Consider the following 24,007-nt stretch of genomic DNA (forward strand, 5'->3'; position numbering starts at 1 on the left):
GAGGCGTGCAATATGGCACAAATTACATTTAAACAGGAACCAGTAACTTTATATGGTTCTCAAGTGAAAAAAGGAGAATTTGCTCCAGAATTTACTGTGTTAGACAACGACTTGAATGAAGTAAATCTAGAAACTTACGATGGACAAAAAAAATTAATCAGTGTGGTTCCATCAATAGACACAGGTGTATGTGATCAACAAACACGTAAATTTAATGAAGAAGCTGCGGAAGAAGATGGCGTTGTATTAACGATTTCTGCAGATCTGCCATTTGCGCAAAAAAGATGGTGTGCATCAAATGGATTAGACAACGTAATCACTTTGAGCGATCATAGAGATTTATCTTTTGGTAAAACATATGGCGTAGTTATGGAAGAATTACGCTTGTTAGCGCGTTCTGTTTTTGTATTAGATAAAAATAATAAAGTAATTTATACTGAAGTTGTTCCTGAAGGCACAGATTTTCCAGATTTTGATGCAGCTTTAGAAGCATACCGAAGCATATAAAAATATAAAATTGTCATAAGCATACGTTTGAACCGACTCATAAACAGTATCATTGACATTATAATTCAAACTGTCCATAATTATTTGGTAATATAAGTTAGGGGTACTGACTTAATTTCAACTTAATTATGGACAGTTTTTTAGAAAGGACTTTTAAATGGCACAAGAAGAAACAGTAATGGAGAAATTATTTAAAACACTCGATGATAAAGCTAAGGCTTTGAACGAAGAGAATGGCCAAAGTTTTATGGAAAATTTAGGGCTTGCAATGGAAAACGTTTATACGGAACAAAGATCATTGCTTGAACAGGCAACCTTACAAGATAGACGTAAGGCATTTCAATTTGCTTACCTAAATTTAATGCAAAAAGAAGATATCCAAGCTAATCACCAAATTACGCCTGATTCAATCGGCATGATTTTAGGGTTTCTTGCAGCACGCTTCTTAAAGAATAAAGAAGCATTTCATATTGCGGATATAGCTAGTGGCGCTGGACATTTGAGTGCTTCTGTACACGAGGTATTATCGGAACATACAATGATGCATCATCTCGTTGAAGTCGACCCAGTATTATCACGCGTAAGTGTACATTTAGCAAACTTTTTAGAAATCCCATTTGATGTGTATCCTCAAGATGCTATCATGCCTTTACCTTTTGAAGATGCCGACGTCGTTATTGGCGATCTACCCATTGGTTATTATCCATTAGATGACAGAAGCAAAGAAATGGAATTAGGGTTTGATGAAGGGCATAGTTTTTCGCACTATTTATTAATTGAACAAGCAATTAGTGCATTAAAAACATCTGGTTATGCATTCTTAGTGGTGCCAAGTGATTTATTTGAAGGTACAAATGTGAAACAGTTGCAAAACTTTATTGCTACAGAAACAGAAATGCAAGCATTTTTAAATTTACCATCTACATTGTTTAAAAATGAAAAGGCACGTAAATCTATCCTTATTTTACAGAAAAAAGAAACTAATGTAACGAAGCCTGTAGAGGTGCTATTAGCAAATATACCTGATTTCAAAAGCCCACAACAGTTCCAAGCATTTTTACAAGATTTAAATGCTTGGATGGCAGAAAATCACCCTGAAAATTAAACTGTAATATTCTTGAATTCGCACTGTATTAATGATTAAATAGATATGGATATTAAAAACTTAATTTAAATTGGAGGCATTATGCTATGTCAAAATTAATTTTGGCCATTAACGCTGGTAGTTCATCATTGAAATTTCAACTTATTGAAATGCCGGAAGAAAAAATTGTTACTAAGGGACTTATTGAACGTATTGGGTTAAAAGACTCTGTATTTACAATTGAAGTAAATGAAGAAAAACATAAAGAAACTTTAGATATTGCAGATCATGAACAAGCGGTTAATATCATGCTAGAAAGCTTCAAGAAACATGGCGTGATTGACAGTATCTACGATATTGATGGCACAGGACACCGTGTTGTACATGGAGGGGAATTATTCCCGAATTCTGTTTACGTTACAGATGAAGTTGAAGAGCAAATTGAATCTCTAAGTGAATTAGCACCACTACACAACCCTGCAAACTTAATGGGTATTCGTGCTTTCCGCAAGTTGTTACCAGAAATCCCACATGTAGCTATATTTGATACTTCATTCCATCAAACAATGCCAGAAAAATCATATTTATATAGTTTACCTTATCAATATTATGAAGATTATGGTATTCGTAAATATGGCTTCCACGGTACAAGTCATAAATATGTATCACAACGCGCTGCTGAAATTTTGGGGAAACCAATTGAAGAGTTGCGTATCATTTCATGTCATATCGGTAATGGTGCGTCAATAGCAGCGATAGATGGAGGCGAATCTGTAGATACTTCAATGGGCTTCACACCATTAGCAGGCGTTACTATGGGCACGCGTTCAGGTAACATTGACCCAGCTTTAATTCCATTTATTATGGAAAAAACTGGTAAAAACGCCGAAGAAGTACTCAACACGCTAAATAAAGAATCTGGTTTATTAGGTATTTCTGGTACTTCAAGTGATTTAAGAGATATTATTGACGATGCTAAATCTGGTAAAGAACGTGCACAGTTAGCGTTAGATGTATTTGCATCTAGAATTCATAAATATATTGGCTCGTATGCTACGCGTATGCACGGTGTAGATGTGATTATCTTTACTGCAGGTGTTGGTGAAAACTCTGATCCTGTTAGAGCAAAAGTATTAGAAGGTTTAGAATTTATGGGTGTTTATTGGGACGCTAAGAAAAATGAAGCGATTCATGGCGAAGAAGGCTTTATTAACTATCCACATTCACCTGTTAAAGTTATCGTGATTCCAACGAACGAAGAAGTAATGATTGCACGCGATGTTGTTAAATTTGGTAATTTAGACTAATGTTACAGAGGACGAGATATCAATTATGTCTCGGCTTCAAAGTAGGATACACAGCGTGAGCGTAAAGTAGCACTTCTTAATTTATGCAGTTAGTGATACTTATGCATATGCTTTAACACGTGTTTGTGATTTAACTTCACTTTTTACTTATACATGCGAGGGCGAGATAGAATTTATAAATTCTATCTCGCTTTTTTATATACTTAAATTCGGTGTCTCAGCGTATATCATTTAAAAAGGTCATTATTTTCTTTTAATTAAATGCTTATAGCTTAAATCAAGGTCATATATGTTAAAAGATTTTAAACCCATTATACTTTTTGACAACTACTTAAATATTTGGGGCAAAACTAAAAGACGACACAACTGTGTTTAATTCAATAGTTAGTCGTCTTATAGTTTACATATTATTTTTCATCTGTTGGCTCTACATCAAAAGCAATCAGATTCGTTTGCTGTTTGTTATTGAAGTTATTATCTGAAATAAGCACTAAACTGTCATGGCCATTTGGTAGTTTAGGACCGAATGTCATACCTTCAATATTATCAATATGGCCAACATCTTGTTCATTTAAATTTGCAATTAAATGTTTTTTAACTGGTGATATTTTATGATTTTGAATTGAATTCATATTTTTAATGTTTGTGCCACTCGTCACATCCGCTTTATATATACGTATATCATTTTTAAATTGATTATTATTGTTTTGAACACTTGCACGTTCTAATATTAAAAGTTCTTTTTCATTTAACATTAATATTTCGGCGATGCCATTTTCTGCTTCTTTATTTTTACCAGGTTTTTGAGGGATGGCGTCTAGCGGGTAGGCAATTTCAGAGATGGTATCTCCTTGTCTATTATACTGTGTTAAGCGGGTATGGGAACCTGAATTTGTAGTTGGTAATTGATCATCTTGAATAATTGGTGCTTCCATCGATGCCCAAATATGTTTGCCATCTTCAGTAAAGGTACTGCCTTCTAATGCTAGATTATTACGAAAGCCTTGTTTGTTTTGATGATCCATTTTAAGTGGGGTATGTATTGGAATTTCAGAAATAAAATCACCATTTTTAGATGCTATTCTTATGAATGGATTTAACCCCAACTCACGGTCGCCTTCACTGGTGTATAGAATTTGATGATTGTTTAAAGGATTAACGCGAATTGATTCAGGATCGGCTACCGCATGATTTGATTCAGAGGTAAAGTCATTTTTGTTTGGATATGTTGTTTTATCTGGCTGTTTTAGATAATGCATTTGAGTAAACTTAATATGATTAAACTGTTGCTTATTATAATTAATATGTGCTTCATAAAATCTAGCATGGTCTTTTTCTGAACGATCGTCACTAATCATTAGCCATGTGTTACTTTTAGGGTCGTAATCTATGCCAGACAAGCCACCGATACTAGCCCCTTTGTATTTTGTTTGATAGGGGATGGTTTCTGTATCGATGTATGTTAGTTGCGAGGCAGTTTTTTGATTGGATTTCATATTTTTTGTTTCTGCATATGTATTAGAGGAAAGACTTAAAATGGAACAACCTACTATACTCAAAATAATTATCCTTTTAAAAGAATTCATATCATCTACTCCTTTATTTATGTGCTGTTTGATTTAAATTTTAAAATACAAATATGAATTTTGTTTGAAATTGATATAACATGTTTATAACAAATTAATTTAAAAAGCGACCTAAAAGCAGATTATAAAAAAATAGTTTGCTCTCAACATTGAGGCAAACTATTTTTGAGTATTTGTATGATTCACAGGATGACATGGTTTAACAATCCAGTTAAATTACGCTATTATTAACGCGCTTGATATTTTGATCTGAATTCGTCTGTAGCAACTTGTGGTTGGAAATCTTCAGGAAGTTCTTCAGTGCGCACAACTAATACGTCACAAGGTGAGTGGCGAACGATGGCTTCTGATACAGAGCCGACTATGAATCTTTCGACCGCATTAAGGCCTGAAGTACCACACATAATTAAATCTGCTTCGACATCCGCTGCCAATTTTTTAGGTATAATTGCCTTTGGAGAGCCAAATTCTAAACGTGTTTCCACGTCAGTAACGCCAGCATTTGTAGCGACTTCTTTGTAACCTTTCAATAGATCTTCAGAGAAGTTTTTAGATTTTTCGGTAAATTGAGCATCGTAAACTTCATAGGAAGAATAAGTTCTTGAATCAATTACATTTACAATAGTTAATTTTGCTTCATTACGTTTTGCTACGTCTACTGCTTTGTTGAACGCCCATTCAGCTTCATGTGATCCATCTACTGCAATTAATATGTTTTTATAAGTTAGCATCACAATTACCTCCTTCATCTTCTTGATTATATTATACCACTATTTACAGAATATTAACATAATTTGTAGTCATTAATAATGTAAAAATACTCTAAACTATGATTGCGCTTTCACAAAATACACGTTACTATAAATTTGGAGGTGGATAAAATGATCATAGGTATTCCGAAAGAGATTAAAAACAATGAAAATAGAGTAAGTTTATCCCCTAGTGGTGTACATGCTTTAGTAGAAGAAGGGCACTCTGTCATTGTTGAAAAGTCTGCAGGTTTAGGTTCATATTTTGAAGACGAAGACTATATAACAGCTGGAGCTAAAATTGGTAATGGGCCTGCTGAAGTATGGGATGTTGACATGGTTATGAAAGTTAAAGAACCATTAGAAGAAGAGTTTCAATATTTTAAAGAGGATTTAATTCTATTTACGTATTTACATCTAGCAAATGAAAAGAAATTAACACAAGCTTTATTAGAAAATAAAGTCATTGCAATCGCGTATGAAACGGTTCAGTTGCCTGATAAATCATTACCACTATTGACACCTATGAGTGAAGTGGCTGGTCGTATGTCTGCTCAAATTGGTGCTGAATTTTTACAGAAATACAAGGGGGGCATGGGTATCTTACTTAGCGGTGTGCCTGGCGTAGCTAAAGGTCGTGTAACGATTATTGGCGGCGGCCAAGCGGGTACAAATGCTGCTAAAATCGCTTTAGGTTTAGGCGCGGATGTTACAGTTTTAGATGTTAACCCTAAGCGTTTACAAGAGCTTGAAGATTTATTCGATGGTCGCGTACATACGATTATGTCTAACCCATTAAATATAGAAGAATGTGTTAAAAATAGTGACTTAGTGATTGGGGCGGTGTTAATACCTGGAGCTAAAGCGCCCAATCTAGTTTCTGAAGACATGGTTAAATCGATGAAAGATGGTGCGGTTATCGTAGATATTGCTATTGACCAAGGCGGTATTTTCGAAACAACAGATCGCATTTCAACGCATGATGATCCAACATATAAAAAACATGGTGTCGTACATTATGCAGTAGCGAATATGCCTGGTGCAGTGCCACGTACTTCTACGATTGCATTAAACAATGCGACATTGCCATACGCATTACAAATTGCTGGAAAAGGTTATTTAAAAGCATTACAAGATAATGAGCCTTTATCTTTAGGTTTGAACACAATTAACGGTGTATTAACAAATAAAGGTGTAGGAGAAGCGTTAAATTTAACATATGCCAATATTGAAAGCGTACTAAAATAACTTGATTCAATTTGGAAAATAGTATCAAAATAAAAAACTGGCCATCTCATACGAATCGAAGGGATGGCTAGTTTTTTTAATTAATTAACAATGAACGTCTATACGATTGAGACATAAACAAACAATCTAGTCTCAACTACAATATAGGCCAGTAGTTGGTTAAATCTGACATTGCACTTATAGTTAGCTTTTAAGATTGGTATAATCATGACTAAAAGGCGCAACGAAAATTAAAGCATAAGATCGTTATTCGTTTGTCATCGTTAGGTGCTAAACAATTTGAGTGCCGTGCACTTCTTGGAAAGGAAAGGCAGCTAGGAGCTTTTGTACATTAAATTTGTTCAGACCACCGCCAGGCATAATTTCGATATCCCCGCCTGAATTGACTACCAATTTACCTAGTTGGTTTAGATTGTCAAATATATCCGAATCAGCTGGACCGCCGTGCGTTAGCAGACGCGTAAAGCCAATATCAATTAATTGGTGTAACGCTTTTATTTGGCCCTGTAAATGTATTTGATCAAACGCCATATGACATACAACTTGTTTCGGCGATGCTAGCTGTTTTAATGTCTTCATTTGCCATTCATTTAATGTATCATCATCAGTTAGGCAACCGAAAACAAAATAATCAATACCACAACGTTTGATCGCAGTTATATCGCGTTGCATAATTTCAAAATCATAAAGACTATATACAAAGTTACCGCCACGTGGACGAACCATCACAGCGATTTCTACGTTATTAGCTTTACACATTTCAGTCGCAATTTCTATCATGCCTATACTTGGTGTTGTGCCACCGACACTTAAGTTATCACAAAGTTCAACTCGGTCGGCGCCATGTTTGATAGCATATTCAATTTCCTGTACTGTTTCAACTACAGCTTCTTTAATCATTTTTGATACCCTGTTAAACTTTCGTTCCCATTTTCTGTAACGAGAATATCATCTTCAATACGTACACCAGCAACGCCTGGAACATATATACCAGGTTCCACAGTTACAACCATTCCAGGTACAAATTTATTTGTATTTGTACTAGACACATCTTGATATTCATGTTCTTCTAATCCTAATCCATGACCCAAACGGTGAGGGAAATAGTCACCATAACCAGCGTCACTAATAATGTTACGAGCGATAGCGTCCACGTCTTTAATCGTCACTCCAGGTTTAATTGCCGCAATGGCTTCTTGTTCAGCTTTTAAAACAGTATCGTAAATTGCTTGAGCTTCCGCACTTGGTTGTCCAAATTGTACTGTTCTTGTCATATCACTACAGTAATTTTCGTAAATAACACCTAAATCAAATAATACAAATTCATCATTTTGTAATTGACGGTCTCCTGGGACTCCATGAGGTGAAGCAGCATGGTCACCGAAAAGCACCATAGTATCGAAACTCATTTCATTTACGCCATAAGCTTTAATTTCATATTCGATATGATTAACTACTTGGCGTTCTGTTACGCCTTCTTTTAAAAAGTTGACACCGATTTCAATACATTTATCTGCGAGTTCACATGCTCTTCGAATTTTTGCTATTTCGCTCTCGCTTTTTACATTACGAAGAGATTTGATAATATGGTCAATATCCCCAAATGATTGAACATTGAAAGCTGCGATTAATTCACGCTGGCGTTGTAAAGTTAAATGCGCTGCTTCGACCAGAATCTTATTAATAGCTAGTGGGTATTTATCTAAAGCGTTTTCGGTGTCTAGATAGCCAATGATTTCACCTTCAAAAGGAGAGGCTTTTACTTCTTCTACTTCCAGTTGTGGGCAAAACAGGACTTGCTCACCATTTTCTTTGATAAGTAACGCTAGTAAACGTTCATGAGGATCACTTAAATAACCTGTGAAATAAAAAATATTCAGTGGTGTGGTAATCCATGCTGCGTCAGCATGTTGAGATTTCAGTTCTTCTGTAACTTGTTGTAACTTCATTGTTTCATCCTCCTAAATGTAATATCATACTAATTTTATGTTAGTTTATGAAGGAATTCAAAAATAATATATTAAAATTAAATAGACCGATTATAATTTCGATGAAAAAAAAGGCTATTTGTGTCGATGTTTTACAAAAATGTGTTATAACCAGCTGTAATTGTGGTATATATAAATTAAATAGATTTATGGGAGGAATTATCGATATGAAGTTATCTTTTCATGGACAATCAACGATTTATTTTGAAGCGAATGGTAAAAAAGTTATTGTCGATCCATTTATTACAGGCAATGAGTTGTCTGACTTAGATGCTGAAACGTTAGATGTTGATTATATTATTTTGACACATGGTCATGGAGATCATTTTGGTGATACTGTGGAGTTAGCAAATAGAAATCATGCAACAGTGATTGGTTCTGCAGAATTAGGAGATTATTTGACTACTACAAAAAATGTTGAAAATGTAAGACCTATGAATATTGGCGGTAAGGCTGAATTTGAGTTTGGTACAGTTAAATTTGTGCAAGCATTTCATAGTTCTAGTTTAACTGATGAGAATGGTATCCCAGTTTATTTAGGTATGCCGATGGGTCTAATTCTAGAAATAGAAGGCAAAACAATATATCATACAGGTGATACTGGGTTGTTTGGTGATATGAAATTGATTGCAGAACGTCATCCAGTTGATGTTTGTTTTATACCAATCGGTGACAATTTCACTATGGGAATTGATGATGCTAGCTATGCAATTAATCAATTCATTAAGCCTAGTATTACAGTACCAATCCACTACAATACATTCGATTTGATTAAGCAAAATCCAGATGAATTTAAAGCTGCAGTGTCAGAAGGGGAAGTGCAAGTGCTTAACCCAGGTGATTCAGTAGAATTTTAATTGTGATATGGCAAAGATAGTAGTACAGGATCATATTTTAAAAATCATTTCCATACGCCGCCAAGATTTAGAAAGTTAAGAACAAAGAAGCTAAGTCTTGGCACGTGTACAAGTGTTACTCGTTTTCATAGAAATGGTAGAGGATAGAGCGCTTGGATAAGAACTACTAACGTAAAAGAAGGCATATGAGTGTGCTTTAAAAGTAGTTCTTTAAGAGTAATGTTTAAACATAACACTTTAGCAACCAATTGTTGAGAACAAAGATGAGGCTGAAACGTAAATAAGCGTTCCAGCCTCATCTTTATTATTTTACTATAAGAACAGGGATGCTAGCTCTTTTAGCCACTTTGTGACTCACACTACCTAATACAAATTTTTTCTTTTCTTCAGCACGACGGTTACTAAGAACAATAATTTCATATTTTCCACTATTCGCTTCTTTTACTAATTGCTCTTTTGGATTGCCGCGGACAATGATTTCATCATATTTGATACCATATTCTTCTAAAGCATTACGTGTACTTTCTAAACCTTCACTTCGTTTTTCAACAAGTTTATCTAAATGCACACCAGATTTAATTGAAGCTTGGGCATCTTGTTCACTAATTGTATTCATAATTGTTACAACAGTGTCTTTCCCAGCTAATTTAGAAACTTCTTTAAGTGCTTTTTCGTTTTTAAGTGTTGTATCAACACCAAGTAAAATATTTTTGAACATTGTTCATCCCTCCTTAACTCTATTCTAATTAAAGTTTATCACAAATCAAATTAAAATTTATGTATTTTCATATAAACTGAGTAAAAAACTTTTTAGATATTAATTTATGTAGAAATATATGTCATAATTGTTGTTAAAAAGTGATTTTAACATCATTACTTCGCAATTTTATTTATAAAAAGTTATAATATCATAGAAAATGTCCAAAAATGAGGTTATTACAATGACAAAGCATGAGCAAATTTTATCTTATATAGAATCTTTAGCAGTAGGACAAAAAATTTCTGTTAGGAAAATAGCGAAAGATTTAAGTGTATCTGAAGGAACAGCATACCGTGCTATTAAAGATGCTGGGAGAATAGGTTTAGTAGCGACCATTGATCGAGTTGGAACAGTCCGAATAGAAAAGAAAACACGCGAACAAATCGAACAACTTACATTTGGAGAAATTGTAAAAATAATTGATGGACAAGTGTTAGGCGGTAGAAATGGGCTTATCAAAACATTGACAAAATTTGCTATCGGAGCAATGGAAATCGAAGATGTGATAAAGTATTTAAGCCCTCATACATTATTAATTGTTGGAAATAGAAAAGATGTACAATTAGCTGCTTTGAAAAGAGGAAGCGCAGTATTGATCACTGGTGGTTTTAGGACTTCTGATGAAATTGTTAAATATGCAGATGAACATGATTTACCCATACTATCCTCAAATTATGATACATATTTAGTTGCTAATATTATTAACAGAGCAATGTATAACCAAATGATTCGAAAAGAAATTTTGGTTGTTGAAGATATAGTTAAACCTGTTAACGAAGGCACTGTAGTGTTTGACCATATGACTTTGCATGATTATAAAGAAAAAGCGAAACACACAGGTCATTCAAGATTTCCGGTGATTGATGAATATTGGCGTTTAGTTGGAATTATTACTAGTAAAGAAATTATTAAAATGGAAGATAATGACACATTGGCACATTTTATGACTAAGACACCCATCAATGTGCAACTTTCCACTACTGTAGCTAATTGTGCCCATATGATGATTTGGGAAGGCATCGAACTTTTGCCTGTTATTTCTCCAAGCAAAAAACTAATTGGTGTTATTACAAGAAAAGATGTACTAACCGCGATGCAATTATTAAGTCGTCAACCGCAAGTAGGAGAAACGATTAATGACCAAATTGCTAAACACATTACAATTACTAATGATGTTATTCAAGTTCAAACTTCACCACTGCTTACAAATCAATTTGGTACTTTAAGTAAGGCAGTATTCGTAGCTATTATTGAGGAAACAGTGCGTTATGAGATGAGAAAATTAAAAAAACTTGAAGTGATGATCGAAAGCTTAAATATTATTTACATTAAAACAGTGCAAATTGAATCTGAAATCAACGTGCATTATGATATGTTAGATGTAGGAAGAAATTTTGCTAAATTAGAGGTTACAATGACGAGAGATGGTAAACATGTCGCCAAAGCAATGATTATTTGTCAGATGATAGATTAAAGAAAATTATATTAATTAAAAAGGAAGATAATAGAAATGACGATAGAATTCAATCGAATTATGGATGAAATAAAAACAGCACAAACGATTATAATACATAGGCACGTAAGACCTGATCCAGATGCGTATGGTTCCCAACTTGGTTTAAAATATTATTTAAACTTAAAATTCCCGGAAAAAAATATTTTTGCCGTAGGAGAAGCAGAATCATCGCTTGATTTCATTGGAACCTTCGATGAAATTAGTGATGAGCAATATAACGATGCATTAGTTATTGTGTGTGATACTGCGAATGCACCAAGAATTAGTGATAACAGATTTAACACAGGCAATCGACTTATTAAAATCGATCACCATCCTGCAGTAGATCAATACGGAGAAATTAATTATGTTAATGATCATGCCTCTTCAACGAGTGAAATTATTTTTGATTTTATAACATATTTTAACGATCAAACGATTATTGATGCTTCAGTGGCTCGTGTACTGTACTTAGGTATTGTAGGAGATACAGGTCGATTCTTATTTAATAATACGACGCCACATACGATGGAAGTAGCGAGTCAATTATTGAAATATCCATTTAATCACCAAAAAGAACTGAATAAATTGGGGGAGAAAGATCCTAAGTTATTACCATTCCAAGGATATGTTTTACAGCATTTTGATTTAAACGAAAAAGGGTTCTGTAAGGTTAAGATTACTAAAGATATATTGGAACAATTTGATATTGCTGCAAATGAAGCATCCTTATTTGTAAATGCCATTGCAGATATTCAAGGATTGAAAATATGGGTGTTCGCAGTTGATGAAGGATCAGAAATCAGATGTCGCATTCGATCTAAAGATATTGTTATTAATGATATAGCAAACGAATTTGGCGGCGGGGGCCATCCAAATGCGTCAGGAGTTTCTGTAGCAGATTGGGCGCAATTTGAAGTGTTAGCTGAAGCGTTAAATAATAAATTGTAATGACATAGGAGGTATTTGCTAATGGTTGCGCATTTAAATATTCATACATCGTATGATTTGTTGAATTCTAGCATTAAGATAAAAGATTGTATCACAAAAGCGGCAAAAGAAGGCTACACTTCATTAGCAATTACAGACACCAACGTTTTATATGGCTATCCTCAGTTTTATGATGCATGTATAGCAGCAAATATCCATCCTATATTCGGCATGACTACTTATGTGACAGATGGTTTGGTCTCAGTAGAAACAATCATCCTTGCGAAAAACAATCAAGGTTTAAAAGATTTATTTAAATTATCATCTGCAATCAAAATGAAAGAAAAATCAGAAACATCGTTTGAATGGTTGAAAAAATATAATGATAATTTTGTTGTAATATTTAAAAATGTAGTAGAGGAACACCAAAGTTTACTACAAACTTTTTCGAATGATGATGAAGTATTTCTAAATCACACGAGTCAAAAACTATTTGATTTACCGGTTGTTTGGGCACAAAGTACGAGTTATTTAAACCAAGAAGATGGCGATACTTTAACTGCTTTAGCAGCTATTAGAGATAATTCGAAATTAGATTTAGTTAAAGAAGAACACGAATATAACGCACATTTGTTTAGTCTGAATGAATTGGACACATTAGATTTAAGTGACGAAGTTTGGCAAAATACCAACTACATTGAAACGATTTGTAAAGCCGAATTGCAATATCATCAGTCATTATTACCTAAGTTTAAAACACCAGACAATCAATCATCCAAAGATTATCTATATCAAACATTGCAACAAAATTTAAAAAAATTAAATTTATCTTCTGAAATTAAACAAGGCTACAATAAAAGGCTCGTACATGAATATGATATTATTACGCGCATGGGGTTTGAAGATTACTTTCTTATTGTGAGTGACTTAATACACTACGCAAAAACAAATGGTGTATTTGTGGGGCCTGGCCGGGGTTCATCAGCGGGTTCACTTGTCAGTTATTTATTAGATATTACAACCATTGACCCCATCAAATATAACTTATTATTCGAGCGTTTTTTAAACCCAGAACGCGTCACGATGCCTGATATTGATATAGATTTTGAAGATACGCATAGAGAGAAAGTGATTCGCTATGTACAAGAAAAATATGGTGATAACCATGTAGCTGGAATTGTGACATTTGGACATTTATTAGCTAGAGCAGTTTCGAGAGATGTTGGTCGAATTATGGGGTTTGACGAAATTACATTAAACGAAATTTCATCTTTAATTCCTCATAAACTTGGTATTACGTTAGATGAAACTTATGAACGCAACGACTTTAAACAGTTTGTCCATAGAAATCACCGTCATGAACGTTGGTTTGAAATTTGTAAAAAATTAGAAGGCTTACCACGTCATACCTCAACACATGCAGCAGGTATTATCATTAATGATCATCCGTTATATGAGTACACACCATTAACAATAGGTGACGCTGGATTATTAACACAGTGGACAATGACAGAAGCTGAACGTATCGGTCTGTTGAAAATTGATTTTTTAGGTTTGAGAAATTTATCTATTATCCATCAAATTGTTAAACAAGTTAAGAAAGATTTGCGTATTGATATAGATATAGAAGCCATTCCATTTGATGATAAAAAAGTATTTCAACTCCTTTCTCAAGGTAATACAACAGGAATATTTCAATTAGAATCGGATGGTATCAGAAATGTATTGAAAAAATTACAGCCACAGCACTTTGAAGATATTGTAGCTGTAACGTCGTTGTATAGACCAGGTCCTATGGAAGAAATCCCAACCTATATTGCGAGAAGGCACGCTCCAGAGAAAGTACAGTATCTCCATAAAGATTTAGAACCTATTTTAAAAACGACGTACGGCGTCATTATCTATCAAGAACAAATCATGCAAATCGCAAGTAAGTTTGCTAATTTCAGCTATGGAGAAGCCGATATATTAAGACGTGCGATGAGTAAAAAAAACCGCGCAGTGTTAGAAAGCGAACGACAGCATTTTGTTGATGGCGCATTGAAAAATGGTTACGAGACTAGTTTAAGCAAACAAATATTTGATTTGATTTTAAAGTTTGCTGATTACGGATTTGCACGTGCGCATGCTGTTAGTTATTCAAAAATTGCTTATATTATGGGGTATTTAAAGGTACATTATCCGAATTACTTTTATGCAAATATATTAAGCAATTCAATTGGTAGTGAGAAGAAGACGGCACAAATTATTGATGAAGCTAAACATCAACAACTCAAGGTATTGGCACCGAACATCAATGAAAGCCATTGGTTTTACAAAGCTAATAAGAAGGGTATTTATTTATCTTTAGGTGCAATTAAGGGTGTTGGATATCAAAGTGTCAAACTCATTGTTGATGAGCGAAAAGAAAATGGTATATATAAAGACTTTTTTGATTTTACACGTCGCATACCAAAAAGAATCAAGTCTAGAAAATTACTTGAAGCATTAATTTTAGTTGGTGCCTTTGATTCCTTTGGAAAAAACCGTGCTACTTTATTACACTCTATAGACCAAGTGCTTGATGACGTCTCTGACGTGGAACAAGATGGTTTTATTTTTGACGTGTTAACGCCTAAAATTTCATACGAAGAAAAAGAAGAATTGCCGGATAAAGTGCTAAGTGATTATGAAAAAGAATATTTAGGGTTTTATGTATCAACCCATCCAGTAGAAAAAGCATTTGAACAAAAGCAATATCTCGGCATATATAAATTAAATAATGCACGAGATAATCAACCTATATTTGTTCAAATTGATCAGTTGAAACGCATTCGTACTAAAAATGGTCAAAACATGGCGTTTATAACTTTGAACGATGGTATCAATAATCTAGATGGCGTCGTATTTCCTGATGCTTATAAAAAATATGAATCAATTTTAAATACAGAAGATACATTGATAGTAAAGGGTAAATTTGAAAACAGAAATAATAAAAAACAACTTATAATCAATCAAATGGAAGATGTACCAACATTTGAAGATTATAAGTTAACACATGCCGAACAAATTATAATTAGAAATTTAGAAGATTTTACTGAAATAGAACAATGGTTGGAAGAACAAGAAACCACAGGTGATATTCCTGTGACGTATTTTCAAGAAAATCAAAATCAATTTAAAAACATCGGTTTTATCTCTCGTGAAAAAGAGAAAATCAAAATGCTTATTTCTAAATTCTCACCGTGGGATATAAGGATAATTTAGCTTTATCAAGACTGTAAACTATGGTATAGTTAACTGATGGTTAAGTAGATACTTGCCATCAGTTTATAATATGAATAATGCTTCACTTGAATAATTGAAATATATGTTTTTATTACAAAGGTTAACAAAAAAGATCACTGATTTAATGTTAGCGATATCATTTGTAATTTATGTTAGATTGTAATAAAAATATATATGAGCTGTTTATAATCATTGAATGTAAAGGGGTAGATTTACATGACGTTGAGAGACGATGCATTAGAAATGCATAGAGTAAACCAAGGCAAATTAGAGGTTACACCGAAAGTCCAAGTAACCAATAAAGAAGAATTAAGCTTAGCATATTCACCTGGCGTAGCAGAGCCATGTAAAGAAATACACGAAGACCCACGCAAAGTATTTGAATATACGATGAAAGCCAATACTGTAGCAGTTGTTACTGATGGTACAGCTGTATTAGGACTCGGTAATATTGGCGCAGAAGCGAGTATTCCAGTCATGGAAGGGAAAGCAGTTTTGTTCAAAAGTTTTTCTGGCATAGACGGCGTGCCAATTGCGTTAAATACAACGGATACAGATGAAATTGTTAATACTGTAAAGTTATTAGAACCTAACTATGGCGGGATTAACCTAGAGGATATTTCAGCCCCACGTTGTTTCGAAATAGAAGAACGTTTAAAAAAAGAGACAAAAATACCTGTTTTTCACGATGACCAACATGGTACAGCAATTGTAACTGTTGCAGGTATGATTAATGCACTTCGTATCGTGGATAAAGATTTGTCAGATATTAAAGTTGTGCTTAACGGTGCAGGCGCTGCAGGTATGGCTATCGTACAATTATTATATTCATATGGTGTTAGAGATATGATCATGTGTGATTCTAAAGGATCTATTTATGAAGGACGTTCATACGGTATGAATGATACTAAATCATTTGTTGCTAAATGGACAAACAGAGAAAAAGTTGAAGGCTCTTTAAATGATGTCATTAAAGATGCTGATGTATTTATTGGTGTTTCTGTTGCTGACTTATTATCAAAAGAAATGGTTGAATCAATGGCTCAAGACCCAATTATCTTCGCAATGGCTAACCCAAATCCTGAAATTAATCCAGAGGTAGCAAAAGAAGCGGGCGCTAAAGTAATTGGTACGGGTCGTTCCGATTTCCCAAACCAAATCAATAATGTGCTTGCTTTCCCAGGTATTTTTAGAGGGGCGTTAGATGTGGAAGCTACTCATATAAATGAAGAAATGAAACAAGCTGCTGTGGAAGCAATTGCTAATTTAATTAAATCGGAAGAATTAAATCCAGATTATTGTATCCCTGGTCCATTTGATAAACGCGTGGCACCTTCAGTTGCTAGAGAAGTTGCAAAAGCTGCAATGGAAACAGGGGTGGCAAGAATAGATATGGATCCAGAAGAAATTTATAATAAAACAATGAAATTAACAGATTTAGACAAATAATATTCATGAATGCTAGTCTTGAAATATTGCGTGTGAAGTATAAGGAAGACAGCAATGGTTATGTGGAGGTTTACCAATGTTTAAAGATTTTTTCAATCGAAGTAGTAAAAAGAAAAAGTATGTAACTGTTTCTGATTCAAAACAAAGTGATGTTCCAGCGGGAATTATGACGAAATGTCCAAAATGTAAAAAAATAATGTATACAAAAGAATTAGCTGAAAATTTAAACGTATGTTTCAACTGTGACCATCATATAGCGCTAACTGCACATAAACGAATTGAAGCTATTTCTGATGAAGGTACATTCACAGAGTTTGATAAAGGCATGACCTCTGCGAATCCATTAGATTTTCCAAGTTATGAAGAAAAAATTCAAAAAGACCAACAGAAAACAGAATTAAATGAGGCTGTTGTCACAGGTACAGCAACTTTAGAAGGTATCGAATATGGCATAGCTGTTATGGACGCTAGATTCAGAATGGGAAGTATGGGGTCCGTTGTAGGTGAAAAAATTTGTAGAATAATTGAACACTGTACGGAACACCGTTTGCCATTTATATTATTTTCTGCTAGTGGTGGCGCCAGAATGCAAGAAGGAATTATCTCATTAATGCAAATGGGTAAAACAAGCGTTACGCTTAAAAAACATATGGATGCAGGTTTGTTATATATTTCTTATATTACAAACCCAACTACAGGTGGAGTGTCAGCTAGTTTTGCTTCCGTTGGTGATATTAATTTAAGTGAACCAAAAGCACTAATAGGTTTTGCAGGTAGACGTGTAATTGAACAAACAATTAACGAGAAATTACCGGATGACTTCCAAACTGCTGAATTTTTATTAGAACATGGACAATTAGATAAAGTGGTACATAGAAAAGAAATGAAAATGACGCTATCTAATATTTTAAAAATGCACCAAGAGGTGAAAACAAATGCTTGATTTTGAAAAGCCACTTTTTGAAATAAAAAATAAAATTGAATCACTGAAAGATTCTCAAGAAAAAAATGATGTGGATTTACAGGAAGAAATTGATATGCTTGAAGCATCGCTGGATCGTGAAACCCAAAAAGTTTATACCAATTTAAAACCTTGGGATCGTGTGCAATTAGCACGCTTACAGGAAAGACCTACCTCGTTAGATTATATTCCATACATTTTTGATTCATTCATGGAATTACATGGTGATCGTAACTTTCGAGATGACCCAGCAATGATTGGTGGTATTGGTTATTTAAATGGACAAGCTGTTACGGTCGTTGGACAACAACGTGGTAAAGATACGAAAGATAATATTTATCGCAACTTCGGAATGGCGCATCCTGAGGGATATAGAAAAGCTTTACGTTTAATGAAACAAGCTGAAAAATTTAACAGACCTGTTTTTACCTTTATTGATACTAAGGGGGCATATCCAGGTAAAGCGGCCGAAGAACGTGGCCAAAGCGAGTCTATTGCTAAAAATTTAATTGAAATGGCTTCGCTTAAAGTTCCCGTTATTGCCATTGTAATTGGTGAAGGTGGCAGCGGCGGCGCTTTAGGTTTAGGCGTGTCTAATCGGTTATTAATGCTTGAAAACAGTACATATTCAGTGATTTCGCCGGAAGGTGCTTCTGCGTTATTATGGAAAGATAGTAATCTTGCACAAATTGCGGCAGAAACAATGAAAATCACAGCAGAAGATTTGCGCGAGTTGAAAATTGCAGACCAAGTCTTGAAAGAGCCTTTAGGCGGCGCTCATCATGATATTGAGACACAAGCTCAAAGTATTAAAGAAGCTTTTTTACAACATTTAAATGAATTAAGTCCACTAGATAAACAACAAATAGTAGATGACCGTTATGATAAATTTAGAAATATTGGGTCATTTAATGAATAATTATTAAAAAAATTATAATACTCATCTACATCGTTTACTTTGCTTCAATGAATAGGTGCATCTATTCTGATAGTAATTTAAACGCCTGCAAAAGAGCGATAATATAGAATCAAATCTTTTATTTTGATTCTATATTATCGCTCTTATTTTTATTGTAATAATTTAAGAAGAAGTATAAAAAATAATATTATTGTTTATTAAATATAAGTTAAAGGTAATGTAAGATATAGTTGGAATATTTTAGGAGGGGTTATGAAAGGAAACGCTTACTAATTGTAAAATTATTTTTTATTATAATTAAAAACGTTTACATTAGTTATGATGCCTTATTTTAATGGCACCTTATATGATTTTATGGTATTTTTAGAATAAGAAATACATGTTAGAAAGGTATGTCGTCATGAAAAAAATTGCAGTGTTGACTAGCGGTGGAGATTCACCAGGCATGAACGCAGCTATAAGAGCTGTTGTTCGAAAAGCGATTTATAATAATATTGAAGTTTATGGTGTCTATCAAGGCTATCAAGGCTTATTAAACGATGATATCGAGAAGTTAGAACTCGGTTCTGTTGGAGATACAATCCAACGCGGCGGAACATTCTTATATTCGGCAAGATGTCCTGAATTTAAAGAACCAGAGGTACGTAAAAAAGCAATAGAAAATTTACGTAAAAGAGGTATTGAAGGCTTAGTAGTTATTGGTGGAGACGGTAGCTATAGAGGTGCACAACGTATAAGCGAAGAATGCCAAGAAATCCAAACGATTGGCGTACCAGGAACGATTGATAATGATATTAACGGTTCGGACTTTACAATTGGTTTTGACACAGCTTTAAATACAATTATTGATTGTGTCGACAAGATACGAGATACGGCTTCAAGCCATGCAAGAACATTTATCATTGAAGTTATGGGTCGCGATTGCGGGGACTTAGCACTTTGGGCAGGCCTTTCAGTAGGTGCAGAAACAATTATTGTTCCTGAAGTTGAAACAGACATTAAAGAAGTCGCTGAAAAGATTGATAATGGTATAAGACGTGGAAAGAAACACTCAATTGTTATGGTAGCTGAAGGATGTATGTCTGGTGAAGATTGCGCGAATGAATTGACTAAATATATTAATGTTGATGCTCGTGTATCTGTATTAGGACATATCCAACGTGGTGGCAGCCCAAGTGGTGCAGATAGAGTGCTCGCTTCACGATTGGGTGGGCATGCTGTAGACTTATTACTTGAAGGAAAAACAGCAATTGGCGTTGGTATCCGCAACAATGAATTAACAGACACATCGTTTGAAGAAATATTCAGAGCTAATGAACACAAGTTTGATTTCGAAACTTATGCTCTAACAAATGAATTATCGATATAAAATACTGGGAGGCATTAATAATGAGAAAAACTAAAATTGTTTGTACAATTGGACCTGCATCAGAATCTGAAGAAATGCTTGAGAAATTAATTAAAGCTGGAATGAACGTAGCAAGATTGAATTTCTCACATGGTGACCATGCAGAACATAAAGCTAGAATTGATAGAATTCGCGAAGTATCACAAAGATTGGGTAAAACTGTTGGGATACTTTTAGATACTAAAGGTCCTGAAATCCGTACTCACAACATGAAAGATGGTGCTATTGAACTTGAAAAAGGTACGGAAGTCATCGTAAGTATGACTGAAGTTGAAGGTACACCAGATAAATTCTCAGTAACTTACGATAATCTAATAAATGATGTTCAAGAAGGGTCATATATTTTATTAGATGATGGTCTCATCGAATTACAAGTAAAACAAATAGATAAAACAAATGGCGAAGTTATTTGTGGTGTATTAAATACTGGAGAGTTAAAAAATAAAAAAGGCGTTAACCTACCGGGTGTTAAAGTAAGTTTACCTGGAATTACAGATAAAGATGCTGAAGATATTAAATTTGGTATAAGTGAAAATATTGATTTCATTGCAGCAAGCTTTGTACGTCGCCCAAGTGATGTGTTAGATATACGTAAATTACTTGAAGAAGGTAAAAATACAAACATCAGCATTATTCCTAAAATTGAAAACCAAGAAGGTATTGATAACATTAAAGAAATACTTGAAGTTTCTGATGGTTTAATGGTTGCGCGCGGTGATATGGGTGTTGAAATACCGCCAGAATCAGTACCAATGGTACAAAAAGACTTAATTAGACAATGTAATAAATTAGGTAAACCAGTTATTACAGCTACTCAAATGCTAGATTCAATGCAACGCAACCCACGTGCTACACGCGCTGAAGCAAGTGATGTTGCTAATGCTATTTATGATGGTACAGACGCAGTTATGCTTTCAGGTGAAACTGCTGCTGGCCTATATCCAGAAGAAGCTGTTAAAACAATGCGTAATATTGCAATCTCAGCTGAAGCTGCACAAGATTATAAACGTTTATTATCTGACCGTACAAAACTTGTGCAAACTTCACTAGTGAATGCTATTGGTGTATCTGTCGCACATACAGCACTGAATTTAAATGTAAAAGCAATTGTCGCAGCAACTGAAAGTGGTTCTACAGCTAGAACGATTTCTAAATATCGTCCTAAATCAGATATTATTGCAGTTACACCTCACGTTGAAACTGCACGTCAATGTGCACTAGTATGGGGCATTTACCCTGTAGTTAAAGAAGGACGTAAAACAACAGATGCTATGTTGAATACAGCAGTAGCTACAGCTGTTGAGACTGAAAAAGTTCAAAACGGTGATTTAATTATTATTACTGCTGGTGTACCTACAGGTGAGAAAGGTACTACAAACATGATGAAATTACATCTTGTAGGTGATGAATTGGCTAAAGGTCAAGGTATTGGCAGAAACTCAGTTGTAGGAAACACATTAGTTGTCAAAAACGCGAGTGAACTAGAAGGTAAAGATCTATCTGAAACAATTATTGTCACTTCTTCAGTAGATGAAACGCTTGTGCCATATATTGAACAAGCAGGGGGATTAATTGCAGAAGAAAATGGAATTACTTCACCAAGTGCCATTATTGGTTTAGAAAAAGGCATCCCTACTATTGTTGGAGTTGAAAATGCAACAGAAGAAATTCAAAATGATATCTTGATAACTGTAGATGCAAATCAAGGTAAAGTGTTTGAAGGTTATGCTAACGTACTTTAATTAATTGAATCGAAATCAGGCTCAAAGATGAAAATGTGTTGCTTACTTAATAAAGAGAACTCATATAACAACTTAATTTTTCTTAAATGTTTTTAACATACACTTGTTTGAGTGGTAAAAATTAAAAATTTGATATAAGCCTATTTTGATTCCAGTTATCTACTGCTATATCGTTAAAGAGACCGAGACATCTTTTTTATGTCTCGGTCTTTATTTGTTTTTATAAAATCGAAAACGGAATAAAAACTGCATTTTTAAACATTCTGTTATATTTTCTGATGCTAATCGCTATAAATAACCAAAATGATAAAATAGATACTATTTACCTTTATCATTTTGAGTTATTATATTATAATTATTTTAAATTAATATTTGCCACTTTTTTATATCTTAAATACATCAGGCTTAATATGATAAACCATATAGGTGTTAAAAAAACTGCTCTTCTTGTATCTACGTTTACGAACAATAAACAAAATACTAAGCAAAAGAAAATCAAAATGATGTATCCCATATATTTACCACCGATTAATTTATAGGTAGCTTTTTTGTGCAATTCAAGGTTATGGCGATGATAATTAATATACGCCACAATAATTAACGCCCAAACAATTAGAAATAATACCGTAGATACAGTCGTAATATATGTAAATACTAATGTTGCATTTGGAATAATATAATTCAACAATACGGATATTAATAACAGCGCACATGAAACGAAAATGGCTATATGAGGTACGCCGTTTTTGTTTGTTTTTTCAAAAATAGGCGGCGCTTGCTGTTGATTTGATAAGCCAAATAGCATACGACTATTAGAGAATATGCCGCTGTTACAAGATGACGCTGCAGCAGCTAAGACGACAAAGTTAATGATACCGGCTGCAAATGGAATACCGATTAAAGCAAATAGTCTAACAAAAGGGCTTTCGTCAGGATTGATGTTGTTCCAAGGGATGATAGACATAATTACCGTTAAAGCACCGACATAGAATACTAGAATTCTTATAGGCACACTATTGATGGCTTTAGGAATTGTTTTAGTTGGATCTTTTGTCTCTCCAGCAGTAACGCCAATCAATTCAATACCAACAAAAGAAAATAAGGCCATTTGAAATGACATTAGAAATCCACTAACCCCTTTAGGAAAAATCCCATTATTATATAAATTTGTTAACGATGTATGACCAAACTGTGTATCGTATGCCATTACAATCATCACAATACCAACGAAAATAAGTGCCAAGATAGTAACTACTTTAATAATTGAAAACCAGAACTCTAATTCTCCGAATAATTTGGCACTAAGCAAATTTAATGACATTAAAATCAGTACACAAAACAAAGCGCTTATCCAGTTAGGGATATGTGGGAACCAAAAACTGACGTATTTAGCCACTGCTGTAACTTCAGCCATACCAGTTATAATCCAACATAGCCAGTATGTCCACCCAGTAACGAATCCAGCAAACGGACCGAGATATTGATTTGTCACATCGGCAAAAGATCTAAAATGAGTGTTTGTTACTAGTATTTCTCCTAATCCTCTCATAAACATAAATAGCATAAACCCGATAATAATGTATGTCAGTAAAATTGAAGGGCCAGTTAAAGCTATTGTTTGTCCAGCGCCTAAAAAGAGACCTGTGCCGATAGCACCTCCGATAGCAATTAACTGAATATGTCGATTGCTCAATTCTCTTTGTAACTGTTGTTTTGACATAAGTTTTAACTCCTTTATTAAGTTATTTAT

General features: G+C 34.1%; 19 protein-coding genes. 13 read left to right on the forward strand and 6 right to left on the reverse strand.

The annotated features are described in order from the left end of the window. Positions 1–12 precede the first annotated feature (12 nt). From tpx to IEU88_RS03720, 3 genes are all read left to right on the forward strand, one after another. On the forward strand, positions 13–507 hold the full coding sequence (gene tpx / locus IEU88_RS03710) for a thiol peroxidase (protein ID WP_096809186.1): 495 nt from the start codon (positions 13–15) through the stop codon (positions 505–507). Between the two features lie 157 nt (positions 508–664). Further along, positions 665–1,612, forward strand: a complete 948-nt coding sequence (locus IEU88_RS03715) for a class I SAM-dependent methyltransferase (RefSeq protein WP_103373020.1) — start codon at positions 665–667, stop codon at positions 1,610–1,612. A gap of 86 nt (positions 1,613–1,698) precedes the next feature. Further along, positions 1,699–2,898, forward strand: coding sequence for an acetate kinase (locus IEU88_RS03720; protein ID WP_096809191.1), 1,200 nt, complete (start codon positions 1,699–1,701; stop codon positions 2,896–2,898). Positions 2,899–3,305: 407 nt separating this feature from the next. Here the strand turns inward: IEU88_RS03720 and IEU88_RS03725 are convergent, their stop codons facing one another. Together IEU88_RS03725 and IEU88_RS03730 are read right to left on the reverse strand one after the other, a co-directional pair. Then, on the reverse strand, positions 3,306–4,484 hold the full coding sequence (locus IEU88_RS03725; protein ID WP_096809192.1) for an esterase-like activity of phytase family protein: 1,179 nt from the start codon (positions 4,482–4,484) through the stop codon (positions 3,306–3,308). 227 nt (positions 4,485–4,711) lie between these two features. After that, positions 4,712–5,215 (reverse strand): universal stress protein, encoded by a 504-nt coding sequence (locus IEU88_RS03730; RefSeq protein ID WP_096809194.1) that lies wholly within the window; start codon positions 5,213–5,215, stop codon positions 4,712–4,714. 150 nt (positions 5,216–5,365) lie between these two features. Between IEU88_RS03730 and ald the strand changes: the two genes are divergently transcribed. Beyond that, positions 5,366–6,481 carry an alanine dehydrogenase gene (ald, locus tag IEU88_RS03735; RefSeq protein ID WP_096809197.1) on the forward strand — a complete coding sequence of 372 codons (1,116 nt, stop codon included), beginning with the start codon at positions 5,366–5,368 and terminating at the stop codon, positions 6,479–6,481. A gap of 270 nt (positions 6,482–6,751) precedes the next feature. Here the strand turns inward: ald and IEU88_RS03740 are convergent, their stop codons facing one another. Continuing rightward, entirely contained in the window at positions 6,752–7,381 is a 630-nt protein-coding gene (locus IEU88_RS03740) for a copper homeostasis protein CutC (protein WP_103373019.1), read from the reverse strand. After that, positions 7,378–8,430, reverse strand: coding sequence for a M24 family metallopeptidase (locus IEU88_RS03745; RefSeq protein ID WP_096809200.1), 1,053 nt, complete (start codon positions 8,428–8,430; stop codon positions 7,378–7,380). Before IEU88_RS03745 ends, IEU88_RS03740 begins: the two co-directional genes overlap by 4 nt. A 206-nt stretch (positions 8,431–8,636) precedes the next feature. Here IEU88_RS03745 and IEU88_RS03750 point away from each other — a divergent pair, with 206 nt between their 5' ends. Further along, positions 8,637–9,326: a metal-dependent hydrolase gene (locus tag IEU88_RS03750; RefSeq protein ID WP_096809202.1), complete on the forward strand. Its 690-nt coding sequence runs from the start codon at positions 8,637–8,639 to the stop codon at positions 9,324–9,326. A 304-nt stretch (positions 9,327–9,630) separates the two neighbouring features. Here the strand turns inward: IEU88_RS03750 and IEU88_RS03755 are convergent, their stop codons facing one another. Further along, positions 9,631–10,044 carry a universal stress protein gene (locus IEU88_RS03755; protein WP_096809204.1) on the reverse strand — a complete coding sequence of 138 codons (414 nt, stop codon included), beginning with the start codon at positions 10,042–10,044 and terminating at the stop codon, positions 9,631–9,633. Positions 10,045–10,267: 223 nt separating this feature from the next. Between IEU88_RS03755 and IEU88_RS03760 the strand changes: the two genes are divergently transcribed. The 8 genes from IEU88_RS03760 to pyk all read left to right on the forward strand — a co-directional run bounded on the left by IEU88_RS03760 (position 10,268) and on the right by pyk (position 22,257). Next, positions 10,268–11,560 carry a DRTGG domain-containing protein gene (locus IEU88_RS03760; protein WP_103373311.1) on the forward strand — a complete coding sequence of 431 codons (1,293 nt, stop codon included), beginning with the start codon at positions 10,268–10,270 and terminating at the stop codon, positions 11,558–11,560. A 36-nt stretch (positions 11,561–11,596) separates the two neighbouring features. Further along, entirely contained in the window at positions 11,597–12,532 is a 936-nt protein-coding gene (locus IEU88_RS03765; protein ID WP_103373312.1) for a DHH family phosphoesterase, read from the forward strand. Between the two features lie 21 nt (positions 12,533–12,553). Next, a complete protein-coding gene (locus IEU88_RS03770; RefSeq protein WP_096809210.1) occupies positions 12,554–15,757 on the forward strand; it encodes a DNA polymerase III subunit alpha in 3,204 nt (1,067 codons plus the stop codon). A 237-nt stretch (positions 15,758–15,994) separates the two neighbouring features. Further along, a complete protein-coding gene (gene ystJ, locus IEU88_RS03775) occupies positions 15,995–17,227 on the forward strand; it encodes an NADP-dependent malic enzyme (RefSeq protein ID WP_096809212.1) in 1,233 nt (410 codons plus the stop codon). 76 nt (positions 17,228–17,303) lie between these two features. Continuing rightward, positions 17,304–18,170 (forward strand): acetyl-CoA carboxylase, carboxyltransferase subunit beta, encoded by an 867-nt coding sequence (gene accD, locus IEU88_RS03780; RefSeq protein WP_096809214.1) that lies wholly within the window; start codon positions 17,304–17,306, stop codon positions 18,168–18,170. Beyond that, positions 18,163–19,107 carry an acetyl-CoA carboxylase carboxyltransferase subunit alpha gene (locus tag IEU88_RS03785; protein ID WP_096809216.1) on the forward strand — a complete coding sequence of 315 codons (945 nt, stop codon included), beginning with the start codon at positions 18,163–18,165 and terminating at the stop codon, positions 19,105–19,107. Before accD ends, IEU88_RS03785 begins: the two co-directional genes overlap by 8 nt. A 400-nt stretch (positions 19,108–19,507) precedes the next feature. After that, positions 19,508–20,476 carry a 6-phosphofructokinase gene (gene pfkA / locus IEU88_RS03790; RefSeq protein WP_096809218.1) on the forward strand — a complete coding sequence of 323 codons (969 nt, stop codon included), beginning with the start codon at positions 19,508–19,510 and terminating at the stop codon, positions 20,474–20,476. A gap of 20 nt (positions 20,477–20,496) precedes the next feature. Then, positions 20,497–22,257: a pyruvate kinase gene (pyk, locus tag IEU88_RS03795; RefSeq protein WP_103373190.1), complete on the forward strand. Its 1,761-nt coding sequence runs from the start codon at positions 20,497–20,499 to the stop codon at positions 22,255–22,257. A 355-nt stretch (positions 22,258–22,612) separates the two neighbouring features. On the opposite strand, the gene IEU88_RS03800 is transcribed toward pyk, so the two are convergent. Beyond that, positions 22,613–23,977 carry an amino acid permease gene (locus IEU88_RS03800; protein ID WP_103373013.1) on the reverse strand — a complete coding sequence of 455 codons (1,365 nt, stop codon included), beginning with the start codon at positions 23,975–23,977 and terminating at the stop codon, positions 22,613–22,615. Between the last annotated feature and the right edge of the window lie 30 nt (positions 23,978–24,007).

Source organism: Staphylococcus nepalensis (genome assembly GCF_014635045.1).
Classification (GTDB): Bacteria; Bacillota; Bacilli; order Staphylococcales; family Staphylococcaceae; genus Staphylococcus; species Staphylococcus nepalensis.